General features: G+C 63.1%; 17 protein-coding genes. 11 read left to right on the forward strand and 6 right to left on the reverse strand.

The genetic code is table 11. From position 1 onward, the window contains the following. Nucleotide 1 precedes the first annotated feature (1 nt). Together NKI10_RS25740 and NKI10_RS25745 are read right to left on the reverse strand one after the other, a co-directional pair. Entirely contained in the window at nt 2–1,216 is a 1,215-nt protein-coding gene (locus NKI10_RS25740; RefSeq protein WP_023672150.1) for a glycosyltransferase family protein, read from the reverse strand. A gap of 590 nt (nt 1,217–1,806) precedes the next feature. Then, nucleotides 1,807–2,247: an Lrp/AsnC family transcriptional regulator gene (locus NKI10_RS25745; protein ID WP_352862245.1), complete on the reverse strand. Its 441-nt coding sequence runs from the start codon at nt 2,245–2,247 to the stop codon at nt 1,807–1,809. 147 nt (nt 2,248–2,394) lie between these two features. On the opposite strand from NKI10_RS25745, the gene rocF reads away from it, so the two are divergent. Together rocF and ocd are read left to right on the forward strand one after the other, a co-directional pair. Continuing rightward, nucleotides 2,395–3,330: an arginase gene (gene rocF, locus NKI10_RS25750; protein WP_352862246.1), complete on the forward strand. Its 936-nt coding sequence runs from the start codon at nt 2,395–2,397 to the stop codon at nt 3,328–3,330. Beyond that, a complete protein-coding gene (gene ocd / locus NKI10_RS25755; protein WP_352862247.1) occupies nt 3,327–4,388 on the forward strand; it encodes an ornithine cyclodeaminase in 1,062 nt (353 codons plus the stop codon). The genes rocF and ocd overlap by 4 nt, the downstream gene beginning before the upstream one ends. Nucleotides 4,389–4,394: 6 nt before the next feature. Here ocd and NKI10_RS25760 read toward each other — a convergent pair whose 3' ends face one another. Together NKI10_RS25760 and NKI10_RS25765 are read right to left on the reverse strand one after the other, a co-directional pair. Next, a complete protein-coding gene (locus NKI10_RS25760) occupies nt 4,395–5,396 on the reverse strand; it encodes a LacI family DNA-binding transcriptional regulator (RefSeq protein ID WP_023831911.1) in 1,002 nt (333 codons plus the stop codon). 90 nt (nt 5,397–5,486) lie between these two features. After that, a complete protein-coding gene (locus NKI10_RS25765) occupies nt 5,487–5,639 on the reverse strand; it encodes a hypothetical protein (RefSeq protein ID WP_023831912.1) in 153 nt (50 codons plus the stop codon). Nucleotides 5,640–5,734: 95 nt separating this feature from the next. Between NKI10_RS25765 and NKI10_RS25770 the strand changes: the two genes are divergently transcribed. Then, complete coding sequence (locus NKI10_RS25770) at nt 5,735–6,490, forward strand: COG4280 domain-containing protein (RefSeq protein WP_352862248.1); 756 nt, start codon at nt 5,735–5,737, stop codon at nt 6,488–6,490. Then, on the forward strand, nt 6,487–6,702 hold the full coding sequence (locus tag NKI10_RS25775) for a hypothetical protein (protein ID WP_023672157.1): 216 nt from the start codon (nt 6,487–6,489) through the stop codon (nt 6,700–6,702). The genes NKI10_RS25770 and NKI10_RS25775 overlap by 4 nt, the downstream gene beginning before the upstream one ends. Here the strand turns inward: NKI10_RS25775 and NKI10_RS25780 are convergent. Beyond that, nucleotides 6,696–7,328 carry a methyltransferase family protein gene (locus NKI10_RS25780; RefSeq protein ID WP_023685059.1) on the reverse strand — a complete coding sequence of 211 codons (633 nt, stop codon included), beginning with the start codon at nt 7,326–7,328 and terminating at the stop codon, nt 6,696–6,698. The two genes, NKI10_RS25775 and NKI10_RS25780, sit on opposite strands and share 7 nt — an antisense overlap. Nucleotides 7,329–7,678: 350 nt before the next feature. Between NKI10_RS25780 and NKI10_RS25785 the strand changes: the two genes are divergently transcribed. The 5 genes from NKI10_RS25785 (at nt 7,679) to NKI10_RS25805 (ending at nt 11,537) form a co-directional block, all read left to right on the forward strand. Next, nucleotides 7,679–7,813 carry a hypothetical protein gene (locus tag NKI10_RS25785; protein ID WP_352862249.1) on the forward strand — a complete coding sequence of 45 codons (135 nt, stop codon included), beginning with the start codon at nt 7,679–7,681 and terminating at the stop codon, nt 7,811–7,813. A gap of 65 nt (nt 7,814–7,878) precedes the next feature. After that, on the forward strand, nt 7,879–8,679 hold the full coding sequence (locus tag NKI10_RS25790) for a COG4705 family protein (protein WP_352862250.1): 801 nt from the start codon (nt 7,879–7,881) through the stop codon (nt 8,677–8,679). Beyond that, the gene (locus NKI10_RS25795) at nt 8,680–9,300 is read left to right on the forward strand and encodes a cytochrome b (protein WP_245260308.1); all 621 of its coding nucleotides are present in this window, start codon (nt 8,680–8,682) and stop codon (nt 9,298–9,300) included. A gap of 120 nt (nt 9,301–9,420) precedes the next feature. After that, a complete protein-coding gene (locus NKI10_RS25800; RefSeq protein ID WP_352862251.1) occupies nt 9,421–10,092 on the forward strand; it encodes a winged helix-turn-helix domain-containing protein in 672 nt (223 codons plus the stop codon). A 56-nt stretch (nt 10,093–10,148) separates the two neighbouring features. Continuing rightward, the gene (locus NKI10_RS25805; RefSeq protein ID WP_352862252.1) at nt 10,149–11,537 is read left to right on the forward strand and encodes a HAMP domain-containing sensor histidine kinase; all 1,389 of its coding nucleotides are present in this window, start codon (nt 10,149–10,151) and stop codon (nt 11,535–11,537) included. A gap of 308 nt (nt 11,538–11,845) precedes the next feature. Here the strand turns inward: NKI10_RS25805 and NKI10_RS25810 are convergent, their stop codons facing one another. Next, complete coding sequence (locus NKI10_RS25810) at nt 11,846–12,715, reverse strand: helix-turn-helix domain-containing protein (RefSeq protein WP_023687609.1); 870 nt, start codon at nt 12,713–12,715, stop codon at nt 11,846–11,848. Nucleotides 12,716–12,821: 106 nt separating this feature from the next. Here NKI10_RS25810 and NKI10_RS25815 point away from each other — a divergent pair, with 106 nt between their 5' ends. Together NKI10_RS25815 and NKI10_RS25820 are read left to right on the forward strand one after the other, a co-directional pair. Next, nucleotides 12,822–14,090 (forward strand): ABC transporter substrate-binding protein, encoded by a 1,269-nt coding sequence (locus NKI10_RS25815; protein ID WP_023687608.1) that lies wholly within the window; start codon nt 12,822–12,824, stop codon nt 14,088–14,090. Between the two features lie 284 nt (nt 14,091–14,374). Further along, entirely contained in the window at nt 14,375–15,235 is an 861-nt protein-coding gene (locus NKI10_RS25820) for a carbohydrate ABC transporter permease (RefSeq protein ID WP_023672163.1), read from the forward strand. The last annotated feature ends 3 nt before the right edge of the window (nt 15,236–15,238 follow it).

The following is a 15,238-nucleotide window of genomic DNA, read 5'->3' on the forward strand; positions in this document are numbered from 1 at the left end:
CTCAGTTCATGCCTTCAATGACCGAAAGGTGATGGCCGGCCCGCCGGTCGAGCAGTTCCGCGACGATTTCGGAAATATGAGGCAGCCCTTCCAGCGTCAGATGCGCATTGCTCTGCGATGGGCGGGGCCGGCCCGGCAAAACCTGCAGCGCATCGGCAAACCGCTGGGCATCCTCGGCTTCCTCAGGCAAAAGCATCTCGATGAGGCCGAGTTCGGCTGCGCGCCGTGCCCGGATCAGCTGTTCCTCGCGCGGCGTGACGCGCGGCACGATCAGCGCCGGCTTGTCGAAAGACAATATCTCGCAATAGGTGTTGTAACCGCCCATCGCCACCACCGCCTTGGCGCCGGCAATCAGCTCTTCCATGCGGTTGTCGAATTCGATGATCTTGACGTAGGGGATCTTGGCCCCTTTCCTGACCAGCTTGTTGCGCTTGCGCGCCGGCATGTAGGGCCCAAGCACGATCAGCGCCCGGTGCTGCAATCGCGGATCCTGCTGATAGGCCTCGATGACGTTGTGGATCAGGTCGGCGCCGTCACCGCCGCCACCGGTGGTAACCAGGATATAGTCGCCCTCGGGCCGGTGGCCGGGCAACTGGTTCTGCTGCAGGCTCCGTTGCAGGAAACCGACGAACTTCATCTTTGCCCTGACCGCCGGCGGCACCTCCAGGCCGGTCAGCGGATCGTAGAAATCCGGCGGGCCATAGACCCAGACCTTGTCGTAGAACAGGCCGATCTTGCGCATCACATCCCTGCGTGCCCACTCCGCTTCGAGCAAATGCGGCGCGTCCATCACCTCGCGCAGGCCAAGCACGAGCGTGGTGCCCCGCGTCTTAAGGTAGGACAGCGTATCCTCGATCTCTCCGCGCAGCCCCAGCGGTTCCTTGTCGACGATGAAGATATCCGGCCGGAAGCTCTCGGCCGTGTGGCGGATAATCGACTGCCGCATCCTTAGCGTCTCGTGCAGATCGATGTCCTTTTCCAGCGAGGTGTATTCGCCGTTTCGCAGCTTGATGACGCTGGGGATCTTCACGAAGTCGACGCGGGCGCGGTAGTCGAAGGCGCCGGCGATGGTGGCGCCCGAAATGATTAGCACCTGAAGTCCGCGGAAATCCCCGACCAGCGAATGCGCGATCGTTCGGCAGCGCTGCAGATGGCCGAGCCCGAACGTGTCGTGGCTGTACATGAGAATTCGTGCGTCTTTTGCGTGCTGTGTCATTGTGAACGTCTTTTAGAATTCTCGCCGGACCGTGGGCAACCCCGCAGGCTTCGAAACCATTCTCGCGGGTCTATCGACCTGTTTTGAAACATGGGGGCGAGAGGTACGCAACGGCATTCTTCACCAGGTCACGAATGCCAGGGGCGCTGATTGTGGCGCCGTGCCTTGTCTTCGCCGACGATAGACGGCCCGAGCACAAATCTCTGTCATGAGGCTTGACCCCGTGGAATTAAATGCCCTGCGGCCTGAGGCAGGCAAAGCGCACATTGCGAAAAATCAAGGGCGACCAAGGCGAAACGAGGCTGCCGCACATTGTGAGGAGAACCCGCACCTTGGGAAAATGCTTCATAATCCATCGAAACACAACGGCCGCCAGAGGCCGCACGTTGCGGCCTTTTATCCTGCCATCAGCCTTGGCCTGTGGCAAGCGTCCGGTCCTTGCACCGTTGAAGCTGGTGCAATCTCGCGTCATGCCGGCTTCCTCCGTCATGTGGAGGATAGGTGCGGCCCCAATGAGATTCGTCAGCCAGGCGACCCATTCGCCAGATCCGTCACAAAGCTTTGCGTGAACACGCCGGCCGAAAGGACGGCTACGCCAACCTTGCCCTTGTCGTCCTCGGCGTTGCCAGCAGCAGACTTGTCTCGCTGCCGGTTATCCCCGGGATGAGCCGTATCCGCCTAAGCACCGCGTCGAAATCGGTGAGCGACGCCGTTCCGAGTTCGACCACCAGGTCCCAGCGGCCATTGGTGGTGTGAATGGTCGAAACCTCGGCGAGGCCGCCGAGCGCCCGGACCACGCGGTCGGCGGCATGGCCCTCGATCTCGATCATCATCACGCCGCGTATCCGCTGGTCGACCGCGTCGGCGCGCAGCACCACCGTGTAGCCGATGATCTCGCCCGTTTTTTCCAGCCGCTCCATGCGCGCCCTGACCGTGGCGCGCGACACCCCGAGATCGACCGCGAGATCGGAGATGCTGCGCCGGGCATCATGCCTGAGCAGCGTGACCAGCCTTTCGTCGAGTGCGTCCATGACTATTGTCCGTTTTGATCAAGCTGACTTCTCGGAATGATAAATCATTCTTCTCGAAATGCCAATTTCGCCTGTTCATACTGCCGGGCCGGGATGGTTCATTCCACGCATCAACCGCCCAATCAATTTACAAGGACAACAAGAACCATGCGCTGCAGGATCGTTGGCGCGCCGGTGCAGGACGGCGCCGGCAGGATGGGATGCGAGATGGGGCCAAGCGCGCTGCGCACGGCCGGGCTTGTCTCGGTGCTGTCGGAACTTGGCCACGAGGTCGAGGACTGGGGCGCGGTGCAACCGGCCGCCGTGCGCGCAATCGTCCATGGCAATCTCGCGCTGAAGGCCCTACCGGAGATTTCCGCCTGGACGGCGGCGATAGCCGAGACCGCCTATGCGGCTTCGCGGAACGCCATGCCGATCTTCCTTGGCGGCGACCACGCGATATCGGCCGGCACGGTGTCGGGCATAGCCCGCCGCGCCGCGGAACGCGGCCGGCCGCTCTTCGTGCTGTGGCTCGACGCACATCCCGATTTCCACACGCTCGATACCACCGTCAGCGGCAATCTGCACGGCGTGCCGCTCGCCTATGCCAGCGGCCGGCCGGGCTTCAACGGTTATTTCCCGGACCTGCCTGTCGCCGTCGACCCTGCCCACATCTGCGTCATGGGCCTGCGCAGCGTCGATCCGGCGGAGCGCCGGGCGCTGAGGGAAGCGGGGGTTACCGTGCACGACATGCGCACCATTGACGAGCACGGCGTCGCACCTTTGCTGCGCGCCTTCCTGGCCATCGTCGAAAAGGCAAACGGCCTGCTGCATGTCAGCCTCGACGTCGACTTCCTCGACCCCTCCATCGCGCCGGCCGTCGGCACCACCGTGCCCGGCGGCGCCACCTTCCGCGAGGCGCATCTGGTGATGGAGATGCTGTCCGACAGCGGCCTGGTCTCCAGCCTTGATCTGGTCGAACTCAACCCGTTCCTCGACGAGCGCGGCCGCACCGCCACGCTGATTGTCGACCTCGCCGCCAGCCTGATGGGCCGGCGCATCATGGACCGCCCGACCCGCAGCCATTCCGGAAGCATTGCATGACCCAGCCTTCCCGCCTTGCCATCGTCCCTTTCGTCAGCGTCGACCGCATGATGAAGCTGGTGCTGACCATCGGCGTCGAGCGGTTCCTCACCGAACTCGCCGCCTATATCGAGGAGGATTTTCGCCGCTGGGAGCTGTTCGACAAGACGCCGCGCATCGCCTCGCACAGCCATGACGGCGTCATCGAACTGATGCCGACCAGCGACGGCCGGCTATACGGCTTCAAATATGTCAACGGCCATCCCAAGAACATGCGCGAGGGGCGCCAGACCGTCACCGCCTTCGGCGTGCTCGCCGATGTCGGTTCCGGCTATCCGATGCTGCTCACCGAAATGACGATCCTGACGGCGCTGCGCACCGCGGCCACCTCCGCCGTCGCCGCCAAATATCTGGCGCCCAGGGGCGCGCGCTCAATGGCCATCATCGGCAATGGCGCCCAGTCCGAATTCCAGGCTGTCGCCTTCAAAGCGCTGCTCGGCATCGACCGGTTGCGGCTCTATGACATCGACCGTTCCGCTTCGGAAAAATGCGCCCGCAACCTCGCCGGCAAAGGCTTTGACATCACCATCTGCGCCACCGGCCAGGATGCTGTGGAAGGAGTCGACATCATCACCACGGTGACCGCCGACAAGCTGTCCGCCACCATTCTGACCGACAACATGGTCGGTTCCGGCGTGCACATCAACGCGGTCGGCGGCGACTGCCCCGGCAAGACGGAACTGCACCGCGACATCCTTTTGCGCTCCGACATCTTCGTCGAGTTCTCGCCGCAGACGCGCATCGAGGGCGAAATCCAGCAACTCCACGCCGACCATCCGGTGACCGAGTTGTGGCAGGTGATGACCGGCAAGGCGGAAGGCCGCAAGGCGGCGGAACAGATCACCTTGTTCGATTCCGTCGGCTTCGCCACCGAGGATTTTTCGGCGCTGCGCTATATCAGAGACCAGCTTCAGGCCACCGGCCTCTACGAGGAGCTCGACCTGCTCGCCGATCCCGACGAGCCGCGCGACCTCTTCGGCATGCTGCTCAGGGCAGCGCTGCAGCCGGCAGCCGCCTGAGGGGCTTCAGCCGCGCAACGGCGCGCAGCTCTCCCGTTCGACGAGCACCGGGGTGAGCACTTCGCGGCGCGAATGCGCCGCCGGCTCGGCAACTCGCTCGATCAGCAGGCTCACCGCCCGCGTGCCGATCTTCTCGACCGGCTGTGCGATCGTCGTCAGTGGCGGCCAGGTGGTGACGGCATAGGGTATGTCGTCGAAGCCGATCATCGACATGTCGCCTGGGACCCGCAATCCGCGCCCGCGCAGCACTGTCAGCGCCCCCATGGCCATCAGATCGTTACAGGCAAACAGCGCCGTGATCCCCGGCTCCTGCGCCATCAGCCGCTCCATCGCCGTGCGGCCGCCGGCGAAGTGATAGTCGGAATCCACCACCGAGGCCGGCGGCAGGTCGAGGCCGGCTTCCTGCAGCGCCCTGGCGAAGCCGCGCAGGCGGGCGGGGCTGGAGCTGGAATCGCGCGGGCCGCCGATGACGCCGATCTTCTCGTGGCCGAGCCCGGCCAGATAGCGGCCGGCGAGATAGCCGCCATGATCGTGATCGACCAGCACGGAATCGACATTGACCGAATGGATCTCGCGGTCGATCAGCACCGCCGGCACGCCGGGCAGAAGGCTGGAGAACACCCGCGCATGATCCGATGAGCCGGCGAAGATCAGCCCGTCGATCTGCTTGGCCATCAGCACCTGGAGGTAGCGCTCCTCCTTCTCGGCGCTGCCGTCGGAGTTGCACAGGATCACAGTATAGCCGGCAAGGAAGCCGGCATCCTCGATCTGGCGCGCCACGCCGGCGAAGAACGGGTTGGAATTGTCCGGCAGCAGCAGGCCGATGGTCTTGGTCTCGCCGCGCCTCAGGCTGCGCGCCAGCGTGTTCGGACTGTAGCGCAAGGCGGCGATGGCCGAATGGACGCGCTCGGCCGTCTCAGGCTCGACATGGCGCGTGCGGTTCATCACATGCGAGACGGTTGCGACCGACACTCCGGCATGGCGCGCGACATCGGCAATCGTCGTCATTTCTTGTCCCCTAGTGCATGTCGCCCGGAGTGTCCGGCGGATCTGGGAAAATGACATCCATAAAACAAAAACCAAAAAGCGCGACGCGCTTTATCGGATCACCCTCAACAGCTTTTCCCGATAGGCGTCCAGGATGACGGCAAGCACAATGACAAGGCCTAGCACGATCGGCTTGAAATTGTCGCCGACGCCGAGCAGCTCGTAGCGAACGCCGGCGATCGGGCCACCGATGGTGAGACGCAACAGATAGAGTATGGCGAGAATGCCGGCGCGTTCTCCCTTCCGCCGGAGCGCTGTATCCTTCTCAGCCCAGTGATTCCCGCAGACAGGAAACCTTCATGAATGGCCTGACACCCATACTTTCCACCGTGACCGCCTCATTCCTTGCCTCCTTCGTCGAAGTGGTCGAGGCCTTCACCATCGTGCTGGCGGTCGGCGTCACCCGCAGCTGGCGGCCAGCGCTGATCGGCGCGGCGCTGGCGCTGGCGGTGCTGGCGGCTCTGGTGCTGGCCTTCGGACCGCTGCTGGCGCTGGTTCCCATTACGGTGCTGCAGTTCGTCGTCGGCGTGCTCCTGGTCCTGTTTGGCATGCGCTGGTTGAGAAAGGCCATTTTGCGCAGTGTCGGCGTCATCGCCCTGCATGACGAGGAAGCAGCCTTTTCCAAGGAAACCGCCGCTTTGCAGCAGCAGGCCAATGACCGCCGCGCCGATTATCTGGCCGGGCTCGCAGCCTTCAAGGCGGTGCTGCTCGAAGGCGTCGAGGTGGTGTTCATCGTCATCGCCGTCGGCGCCGCGCATGCACAGACCTTCTATGCCAGCCTTGGCGCGTTGGCGGCCTTCGTCCTGGTAACGATCATCGGTCTTGCGGTGCACAGGCCGCTGGCGCGGGTGCCGGAAAACGCGCTCAAATTCGCCGTCGGCCTGATGTTGACAAGCTTCGGCATTTTCTGGACCGGCGAAGGCCTGGGCGCCGACTGGCCGGGCGCCGATCTGGCGCTGCTGGCCATCTTCGCAATCATCGCCGTCGCGTGCTTCGCCATGGTGCGCTGGTTGCGCGCCAGCTACCCCAAGGCTGCACAAGGAGTTGCTCGATGAACGTCGTCCGCCTCATTCTAAAGGAGCTCGTCGGCATGTTCATCGACGACGGCAGCCTTGCGACGCTGGCGCTGCTGTTGATCGTGGCGATTGCCGCGGCAGTGAAGCTGCTGGCGTTGCCGCCGCTTGCCGGCGGCGTCCTGCTTCTGCCCGGCTGCCTCGTCATCCTGCTCTACAGCGTGCGCCGCGCGGCACGGCGCTCCGGTCAGTAGAGGGTGAAAAACACCGGCAGCATGCCGCTGATCCGCAACTGCTCAATCGTCTCGATGGCCGGGAACAGCGCCAGGAAATAGAGCCCGTCCGTGAATGTCCGCCGCAACGCCTTTGTCGAGAACCGGCGTTCGGCTTGATCGTGAAACAGCAGCGGGTTCGGCCAGAAAGGCGGCGTGCGTTCGGCATAGACGCTGTAGGCGGGGCCGAACTTTCCAAACAGGAACTCGGCTTCCTTGCGCGCCGTCACCCGGAACACCAGGTAGCTCACCAGAGCCAGCGCCGCCGCCACCAGCACCGAGCCGTACATCAACCCGACGCCCGCCGCGCCGACCGTGGAAAAGAAGTAGAGCGGGTTCCGGCTCATCGAGAACGGGCCGATGGTGACCAGCTCGTCGTTCTTCCTGCCGCCGACATAGAGAATGCTCCACAGACGGCCAAGGAAGCAGACCAGCACGAAGCCGATGCCCAGCGCCTCGATGTATTCGTGCCCGTCCGAGCCTTCGACGAGAAAGGGCTTGGTGAACAGCAACAGCATGACGGCGAGGGCTGCCGCCACTTGTATGACGAGCAGGCGCTTGTGCTGGTCGAACGCCTTCGCTGCCGGCTTGGGGGGAGCGTAGCTCATCATAGTTCCTGCTCTCCGGCAGGGCTCATAGCGCCGGTGTCTCGCCACCCACTAGCGCTTCCGTGCGGCGATGGCGAGGCAACCGGCAGGAATTTCAGCCATTCTTACGAATTTGTAAGCGGGCGGACAGATTGCGGCGAGGTCGCCTGCCCATAGTCCTTATGCCGGCCGACCTGCCGGACATCGTTTCATCACCGCCTGGATATCGGCGCAAGACAGGAACACCAGCATGAAAAAGCTAACCCTCGCTTTCTCGCTCTGCGCCATTGCCATCGCCAACCCGGTCTTTTCAGCCGCTTCCGCTGCGACGCCTTGCGAAGACGCTCTGAAGGACCTGCGCGGCGGAAGCCTTGGCGGCGCTGAGCGCCGCGGACAAGACAAAACTATCCGATCTCGAGGCCAAAGGCGTCGAGCGCTGCAATGCCGACGACGACAAGCGCGCCGACGACTTCTTCGCTCAGGCCATGAAGATCATGGGGAAGTAAGACCAAGCCTCGCCGCACGTACCGGGGAATAGGCCCGTCCCCGCCGAAACGACAAGGATCCCATCATGCTCTTGTCTGCAAGCACTGCACCCGCCGCACTGGCATCACCCAACAGGGTCCCTGATGTCACCGTCGAATTCTGGCTGATCAAGCTTTTGGCGGTCACCATGGGCGAGACGGCGGCCGACTATCTGGCCGTCAATCTTGGCTTCGGACTGACCGTCACCTCGCTGATCATGACCGGCATCCTTGTCGTCGCGCTGGCGCTGCAATTCGCGCAGAAGCGTTATGTGCCATGGGCCTATTGGCTGGCGGTGGTGCTGATCAGCGTCGTCGGCACCTTGATTACCGACAATCTGGTCGACAATTTCGGCGTCCGTCTGCAAACCACCACGATTGCCTTCACGGTCTTGCTCGCCGCGACATTCGCGGTCTGGTACGCCAGCGAAAGAACGCTCTCCATCCATACGATCGTCACCACCAGGCGCGAGATCTTCTACTGGCTGGCGATCCTGTTCACCTTTTCGCTCGGCACCGCGGCCGGCGACCTTGTCGCCGAGACGTTCGACATTGGCTATCTCACGACTGGCTTCTTGTTCGGCGCGGTCATCGTCTTCGTCGCCCTCGGCTATTTCGCCTTCGGCCTCGACGCCATCCTCGCCTTCTGGCTGGCCTACATCCTGACGCGGCCGCTTGGCGCCTCGTTCGGCGACCTGCTGTCGCAGCCGGTCGAATATGGCGGCCTCGGCTTCGGCACCACCTTCACCAGCATGATCTTCCTGGGCTGCATCGTCGCCCTCGTTCTCTATATGAGTCTGAAGAAGGGCACCGGCGAGGCCGACAAAATCCTGCTTGAATCGGAGTAGATGCAAGCACCTGCACGCCCGCCTGACGCGACGAGAACGCGCCAAAACGTCAATGGATCCCTGCCGTGGGTCGCCCTGGGCAGCTATCGCGCTCACCTCATGGACGGAAGAATGAACTCCAGGAAATCCGGTTATAGCGGCCTCCAAATTAGCCTGCATTGGATGATAGCGGCGCTTGTCCTGTTCCAGCTCCTGTTCGGCGAAAACATGACAATCTATGTCGATGCGGCAGCGGACAGACGCCAACTGTCGTCCTACGGGCAGACCATGGGGTCCGCCCATTACTGGGTCGGCCTGGCGATCCTGTTGCTGGTGTTCGTGCGACTGGCCGTCCGCCTCTTCATCGGTGCGCCCAAGCCGCAATCCACAATGCCGAAATGGATGGCTTTCGCCTCACGCACAACGCATGCGCTGTTCTATGGCCTTCTCGTTGCCGCTCCTGTTTCCGGGCTTCTGGCCTTTTATGTTTGGAGCTGGATGGGCGATGTCCATACTTGGGCAAAGCCGGTATTCATCGTTCTGATCTGCATTCATGCCGGTGCGGCACTCTTCCATCATTTTATTCTGAAAGACGCCGTGCTGCGCAGGATGCTTGTCCCTGCGCGCGATCCGGTCGGATGACACTTATGGACATGTGCAACGACCACGAGCGACCAGGCGCCGGCGGATATTCTAGGAACGGACCGCCGCCGGTGCTAGCATGCCGCTCTGGCAAAGCCTCGGCAACAGACCGGAACAGAGATGCGACTTCTCCTTGTTGAGGATGATCCCAGGACCGCAGACTATGTCGTCAAGGGCCTGAGCGAAGCCGGGCATGTCTGCGATCTGCTGCGCGACGGGCATGACGCGCTGTTTGCCGCGACACGCGACGCCTATGACGTGATCGTCGTCGACCGCATGCTGCCCGGCCTCGACGGCCTGTCGATGATCAAGGCGGTGCGGGCAGCGGGCGTGCGTACGCCGGCGATCTTTCTGACCTCGGTCGGCGGCGTCGACGACAGGGTTGAAGGGCTCGAGGCCGGCGGCGACGACTATCTCGTCAAGCCATTCGCCTTTTCCGAACTGCTCGCCCGCATCAACGCGCTCGGCCGTCGCCCTGCGGTGCAGGAGCTGAAGACGACGCTGCGCATCGCCGACCTCGAAATGGACCTGATCCAGCGCCGCGTCACCAGGCAGGGCCAGGCGATCGACCTGCAGCCGCGCGAATTCAGCCTGCTCGAAGTGCTGATGCGCGGCGAGGGCCGCGTCATCACCCGCACCATGCTTCTGGAACGGGTCTGGGATTTTCACTTCGACCCCAAGACCAGCGTCGTCGAAACCCATATCAGCCGGCTGCGCGCCAAGATCGACAGGCCGTTCGAAACCGCGTTGATCCACACCGTGCGCAGCACTGGCTACAGTGTTCACGACTGAGGCGCGGCATGACAGAAACTTGCCATGACTGAAGCTTGCAATGACTGAAACGCACTATGACTGAGACAGGCTCTCGCCTGCTGCGCAGCACGCCGTTTCGGCTGGCCCTGACCTTCGCCTTGCTGTTCGTGCTCGCCTTCATCCTGTCAGGCGCCATCGTCTACCAGCTGATGAGCGCGGATCTTGCCGAGCAGCTCGACCAGTCGGTCAAGGAGACCTATTCGGTCGTGGCGGTGACCTATGCCGGAAACGACCGGGAGGATCTGGTTTCGGCAGTCGACAGCCACGCCGCGCTCAGCCCGAGCAAGGAACAGCTGTTCTCGCTCACCGATCCCGCCGGCAATCATCTGGCCGGGAATTTCACCGCCGCCGACCTTCCGGATGGCTTTTCCGATTTTGCCGCTTCCCTGCCAGGCGTTGCGCCGGACACTATGTACCGCGCCTGGACCGGTTCGGTCGGGCCCAACAGCCTGACAATTGCCTTTTCGCTTTCCGAAACCGAGGAGCTGGAACGCATCGTTTTGATGAACTTCGGCTGGGCCACCCTGATCATTTCAGGGCTGGCGGTGGCTGGCGGCGCCTTGCTGGCGTCGCGTGTGCAGCGTCGCCTCGACGGCATTGCCACCACCATGGACGATGTCTCCAACGGCCGGCTCGACGCCCGCATTCCACTGCTCGGCAATGGCGACGACATTGACGGCGTCTCGCGCCAGGTCAACGCCGCGCTGGAGCGGCTGGCGGCGCTGGTGGACGGCATGCGCCAGGTCAGCGCCGACATCGCGCATGATCTGAAGACGCCGCTCAACCGGCTGCAGATGATTTTGGAAGCTGCGGCCGACAGGACCGCGCGGGGTGAGGCCGTTGCCGATGAGCTGGCGGAGGCACGTGGGGAAAGCCTGCAGATCAACGATACTTTCGATGCGCTGTTGCGTATTGCCCAGATCGAGGCCGGCGCCCGCAAGGCGCGCTTTGTCGATCTCGACCTCACCGGCGTCATCGATGCCATTGCCGAAATCTACGCCGGTGTCGCCGAGGATGACGGCAAGTCGCTGTCGGCCACGATCGTCCACGGCACGCCATGCCTGGTCCACGGCGACCGCGACCTGCTGACGCAATTGTTTGCCAATCTGGTTGAGAACGCGCTGCGGCATTGCCCCGATGGCACGGCAATCCTTCTATCGGTGCGGCGGCAAGGCGACCGCATTCTGGCTGAGGTCGCCGACAATGGCCCCGGCATCCCGGCGCAGGAGCGCGAAAAAGTGTTCCAGCGGCTCTACCGGCTCGACTCCAGCCGCACCACGCCCGGCAGCGGGCTGGGCTTGAGCCTGGTACGGGCCATCGCCGATTTGCATGGTGCAACGATTGCGCTGGAGGATTGCCAACCTGGGCTGGCGGTAATTGTCGGGTTTCCTCGGGCGCAGGGCACCGGCCTCGGCTTGAAATGACACCGCCCGAGCCAGGTCGACCCCCACTCCGTCGAGCTTCGCTCGGCACCTCTCCCCCGATCGACGGGGGAGAGGAAGGGCGCGAAACGATTCCGGCTGGCGCCCTCCGGCTGGCCTTTCCTCTCCCACCGGAGGGGGGAGAGGTGGCGCTGCGAAGCAGCGACGGAGTGGGGGAAGGCGCTCATGAAACGCGAAGTCGCTGACAATTTCTCCAAGTTGATGATCGCAGCCGACAAAGGTGGTCGCGATTAGCCTTGCACATGTTTCCACCCGGAACGGCTGCGGGTTGATCAAGACGACCGTCGAACCTATCGGCCCACCGCACCCCGGCGAAAATCCGAGGGCGACATCCCTGCCAGTTTGCGGAAGGATTTGTTGAAGGCGCTGAGCGAGCCGAAGCCGGAATCCATGGCGACGCGCAGCACATTGGCGTCTTCATGCATCAAAAGCGCCTGCGCATAGCTCAGCCGCAACAGGTTCATATATTCGTTGAGCGTCATGCCGGTCGACTTCTTGAAAATGCTCATGGCGTATTTGGGATGGATGTCGGCCGCCGCCGCGATGTCGACGCAGTCTATCTCGTAGAGGAAATTCCCGGCGATGAAGTCGCACATGCGCCCGACATTGCGCAGCGATTGCTGGTCGAACGGGCCGCCGGGTTCCTGGCCGATGGCGGTTTCCGGCACCAGCTGGTAGGGCTCGAAGCGCACCCGCTCCAACCGCAGCAGCAGCTCGTTCACGGCGTGCTCGGTTATCGCCGGATCGCCCGAGCGGAAATAGCGGTTCCAGCGTTCGAAATTGTGATGGTCGGCCTGGTCGGTCGCCGATGTCACCAGCGTGGCGCCCGTCATCAGCCGGTGGCGGACATCCGTCGGCAGGTGCAGGCGGAAGAAATGCACCAGCGGCAGATGCGCGCCGGCATAGATGGCGTCGTCGGAGAGATCGTCCATCTGGTGCGGCAGCCCGCCCCAGAACAGGCACATGTCGCCGGCCGACAGCGAAATCTCGTGCTCGTTCATGCGGTAATGCACGCTGCCGCGGACGATGAAATTGACCTCGACCTGGGCATGCCAATGCGGCTTCAGCATCACCAGCGGATGGTTGTGAAACATCTGCAAAGCCATCGGCAGGCCTTCGACGCTGCTGGCGCCAGGCTGGTAAAACGGCCGTTCCGGCATCTTACTTTCCGCCCATCTTTTATTCCCGTTGTCAGGGACAAGCCTTCCGCGCCGCCTAGTCTAGCCATGCTCGCGAAGAGAGAGCAAATGAAATGGGAGGATTTCAATGCGCACGACACTGATCTGTGCCGCGCTGGCGCTTGGCCTGGGCTCAGCCCCGGCTTTGGCGCAGTCCGGCGAAATCACGATCTGGAGCTGGAATATCGCCGCTTCGTCGCTGAAGGCGACGGTGGCCGGCTTCAACAAGCAGTATCCCGACATCAAGGTCACCGTTCAGGATCTCGGCAACCAGCCCACCTATGACAAGTCGATCGCCGGCTGTGCGGCCGGCGGCGTCGGCCTACCCGATATCGTCTCGATCGAAAACGGCGAGGCCGAGAACTACTGGAGCCAGTTCCCCGATTGCTTCGTCGATTTGCACACGCTGGGCTACACCGCCGACGACCAGAAGAAATTCCCGGATTTCAAGCGCACCGAACTGGAGGTCGGCGACAAGGCCTATGCCATGCCGTGGGATTCCGGCCCAGTCGCCGCCTTCTACCGCCGCGACTTCTACGAGAAGGCCGGCGTCGATCCGGCCTCGATCAAGACCTGGGACGACTTCATCGCCGCCGGCAAGAAGGTCCAGGCCGCCAATCCCGGCGTCACCATGACCAATGCCGATTTCAACGGCGACACCGAATTCTTCCGCATGATTTCCAACGAACAGGGCTGCGGCTATTTCGCCGCCGATGGGCAGTCGATCACCGTCAACCAGCCGAAATGCGTCGACACGCTGGCCAAGATCAAGGACATGAAGGACGCCGGCATCATCTCGTCGGCCGACTGGGGCACCAAGATCACCAACAACACCGCCGGCACCGTCGCCACCCAGGTCTATGGCGGCTGGTATGAGGGCACCATCCGCACCGAATCGGCCGGCGAAAACGGCAAATGGGGTGTCTATCTGATGCCGAGCCTCACCGCCGACGGCCCGCGCGCGGCCAATCTCGGCGGCTCGTCGCTCGCCATCACCTCAGCCTCGAAGAACAAGGAGGCCGCCTACGCCTATCTGAAATACACGCTCGAGACCAATGAAGGCCAGATCACCATGCTCAGGGATTTCGGCCTGGTGCCGTCACTGATCTCGGCCCTCGACGACCCCTACGTCTCGCAGGGCCTGCCCTATTGGGGCGGCCAGGCAGTGTGGAAGGACATTCTCGCCACGCTGCCCAAGGTGGTGCCGAGCCGCGGCACGCCGTTCCAGAGCGACGCCGAAATCATCATGCGCGCCGTGCAGACCAAATATCTCGGCGGCGGCTATCCCGATGCCAAGGCCGCCCTCGACGACGCCGCCAGCCAGATCGCTTCGGCGACGGGACTGCCGATCAAGTGACCAAGGCGGAGATGTTGGCGGGCCAGATATAGGGCAATTTGCCGGACCGTTGGCGCTGCCCCTCACCTGCCTGCCGGCATCCTCTCCCCGTATAGTGACGGAGAGGGGACGCTCTCGCCCAACAGTTCGCCAATCGCCGGCGGCGTCCCAACAAGCCCCTTCTCCCCGTCACTATACGGGGAGAAGGTCCCGGCAGGGGGATGAGGGGCGGCGCCAAGCCTTAATAATTGACGCCAGCCAACAACACACCGGATCAACCGGGAAAGCGGAAGGAGGAGGAAACCATGCGCTACCAGAACGCCACGGCCTATCGCTTCCTCACGCCCTACCTCCTGATCTTCGCCATCTTCTGGGTGTGGCCGATCATCTCCTCGTTCATGATTTCCTTCCAGGCGACGCGCACGGTGCCCTGGCGCTTTGCGCCGACGTTCAACTGGGGCCGCCTGATCGGCGACCCCGCTTTCTTCAACGCGCTGAAGAACACGCTGCTCATCCTCGTCATCCAGGTGCCGGTGATGATCTCGCTGGCGATCATCATGGCGGTGCTGCTGAACTCGCCGCTGCTGAAAGCACGTGGCCTCTACCGCTTCGCCTTCTTCGCTCCGGTGGTGGTCGGCGAGGTCGCCTATTCCGCCGTGTTCCGGCTGATGTTCAATCTCGATTTCGGCATCATCAACAAATTGCTCGCCGGCGTCGGCCTGGCCAAGATCGACTGGTTCTCCAACGTCACACCGGCGATGGCGCTGATCATGATCGCGGTAACCTGGCGCTGGGCCGGCTACAACGCCATCATCCTGCTCGCCGGCCTGCAGTCGATCCCCGAGGATGTCTATGAAGCAGCGACGCTCGACCGCGTCAGCAAGCTCAAGCAGTTCTTCTACATAACGCTGCCGCTGCTCAAGCCGGTCATCGTGTTTTGCGCCGTGCTGTCGATCATCGGCACCATGCAGCTGTTCACCGAGCCGTTCCTGATCACCGAGCGCGGCGGCCCCGGCGGCGGCACCGAGACGCTTGGCCTGCTGCTCTACCGCCAGGGTTTTCGCTCGCTCAATTTCGGCTACGCCTCGGCCGTCGCCTACACGATGGCGGGGCTGGCCATCGCCATCACGCTGGTGCAGCTGTGGCTGACAAGAGAGCCGAAATGAGAG

This window comes from Mesorhizobium sp. M0802 (assembly GCF_040320115.1).
In the GTDB taxonomy this organism is placed as follows: domain Bacteria; phylum Pseudomonadota; class Alphaproteobacteria; order Rhizobiales; family Rhizobiaceae; genus Mesorhizobium.